Origin of the sequence: Microcoleus sp. BM001215392 (genome assembly GCF_036700185.1) — a bacterium.
Classification (GTDB): domain Bacteria; phylum Cyanobacteriota; class Cyanobacteriia; order Cyanobacteriales; family Microcoleaceae; genus Microcoleus.
This window is the reverse complement of record NZ_JAUBOJ010000703.1, coordinates 1-1478: the sequence shown is the minus strand read 5'-3', so window position 1 is coordinate 1478 and position 1478 is coordinate 1. Positions and strand designations below refer to the sequence as shown.

1 protein-coding gene is annotated in these 1478 nt (G+C 43.1%); it reads left to right on the top strand.

Going from position 1 to position 1478, the window contains the following annotated elements:
• Positions 1–110 precede the first annotated feature (110 nt).
• On the top strand, positions 111–1322 hold the full coding sequence (locus tag QT974_RS34290; RefSeq protein WP_333464449.1) for an RNA-guided endonuclease InsQ/TnpB family protein: 1212 nt from the start codon (positions 111–113) through the stop codon (positions 1320–1322).
• Positions 1323–1478 lie beyond the last annotated feature (156 nt).

Genomic DNA, 1478 nt, shown 5'->3' with positions numbered 1-1478 from the left:
CGGCGGCCGATGCTGCTGCACGAGCCGGAGTAGACTTGTCTGTGATTGTCGAGCTGAGCCTCATTGCACAAGAAAAACGGAATGTATAATAGAAATAGGAGGTAAAGCAAGTGTTTAATTTAACCTACGAATTCAAACTTAAACCGACAGCAGCACAAGTAACGATCTTTGAAGATTGGCTTGAACAATGTCGTCATGTATACAACTACGCTTTGGCAGAGCGCAAGGATTGGTTTAAGTCTCGTAGTTGTCAAATTAGCGCTTGCTCTCTTCGTTCCGAATACATTATACCTATCGAAACCAAGCGCCCAACCTACGCAAGTCAATGCAAAAGTCTCACAGTAGCGAGACAAAACATTCCGGCGTTAAAATCTGTACAGGTTCACGTTCTGCAACAGACACTTAAACGTCTTGAGCAAGCTTTTGTCAGTATGTGGGAACAAAATCATGGTTTTCCTCGGTTTAAGAAGGCTGGAACCATGCGCTCTTTTGTGTTTCCACAATTGAACACTCAGGTAGTAAAAGCAGGGATGGTAAATTTACCTAAAATTGGATGGGTTAAATTCCGTCAATCCCGTGACATTCCAAGTGACGCAGCAGTTAAGCAAGCTCGGATTGTTAAACGTTCTAGTGGTTGGTTTGTGATGCTTACTCTACAGTGGAACGTCAATGTACCAGATATAATGCCTCATGGTGAGGGTATTGGGATCGATGTTGGCATCTTGAATTTTGCTGCTGTTTCTGATGGTAAATTAATTCCAAATCTGCGTCCTTTCAAGAAACTTGAACGCAAGCTTAAATTGCTGCAAAAAAAAGTTAATCGAAAAGTCAAGGGGTCAAGTAGCCGGAAAAAAGTACAAGCAAAAGTAAGTCAACTGCATGAGCAAATTGCGAATAGTAGAAAGAATTATCACTGGTTGGTAGCTCATGAACTCTGCAACAGAGCAGGCATGATATTTGTAGAAGATTTGAACCTTAAAGGATTAGCACGTGGCATTTTAGGCAAGCACTGTTTAGATGCTGGCTGGGGTCAATTCTTTCAAATATTAGAGCAATGCTGTCACAAGCGCGGTGTGTTCTTCCTAAAAGTAGACAGCAAAAAAACCAGTCAGATTTGCCCTAATTGCCTCACAGAAACAGGTAAGAAAGAGCTGTCAGAACGAGTTCACTTATGCCATCACTGCGGTTACACAACAGACAGAGATGTAGCAGCCGCACAAGTAGTTCTAATTAGAGGACTTGCAGCCGTAGGGCATACGGTCAAGATGCTTTCTGAGGGTAAAGCGGTCGCGCTCCCTATGAAGTTAGAATCCCCGCCCTAAAAGTGCGGGGAGTGTCAATGATTCAGATTGGTTTGAGGCTGCACTATTAATAGGAATTAGTCAAACAGTATAACGAGACCGAGCGGGGATGGTGAGTGAGAAGAGGAGAACTCTTCTACTTCTGGTGTTACTCCCCTCTGAAGAAGAACGTTTTTT